A 512-nucleotide genomic window follows, 5' to 3' on the forward strand; every position below is an offset into this window, starting at 1 on the left:
TCACAACCAACGCTGTTTGCGCCCATCACGTCGTAGAGCCTGTTAATGAAAACCAACGGAATTCCGCGCTCCCGCAATACTCGGATCTGGTCGATCGAAAGTTCCGCCGCCGAAATGACGCCGTCGACACGGTATTGCCAGAGCTGCTCGATCGCACGGTCCGCGTCCGCATCCTGGTCCAGCGTAAAGAACAGCAGGTTCAGCCCGCGCTCGATCATGTGCTGGCTGAGAATGGAAGTGAAATCCGGGTTCACGCTAAGGTTGGACACGATGACCGCGATCAGGTTGGAACGCTTGGTAATAAGCATCCGTGCAATGGCGTTCGGCTGGTAACCAAGTTCGTTCGCCGCCCGCAAGATCTTGGTCCGCATCCGTTCGGATCCGCTTTTGCCCGGGGTGAAGCAGCGCGAGACGGCCGACTGCGACATGCCCTGCGCCTGGGCCATCGAACGCGTCGACCAGTGCGAATCACCCGTCGGCGGCCTCTGGCCGAGCGTCCTGGCGACCAAGGC

At 60.4% G+C, this 512-nt stretch carries 1 protein-coding gene; it reads right to left on the bottom strand.

Translation table 11 applies throughout. From position 1 onward, the window contains the following. On the bottom strand, window positions 1-428 hold a 428-nt coding region (locus ACFO6X_RS15850; protein ID WP_465253856.1), incomplete at its 3' end, for a LacI family DNA-binding transcriptional regulator. Window positions 429-512 lie beyond the last annotated feature (84 nt).

Origin of the sequence: Giesbergeria sinuosa, assembly GCF_042652905.1 — a bacterium.
GTDB classification, from domain to species: domain Bacteria; phylum Pseudomonadota; class Gammaproteobacteria; order Burkholderiales; family Burkholderiaceae_C; genus Simplicispira; species Simplicispira sinuosa.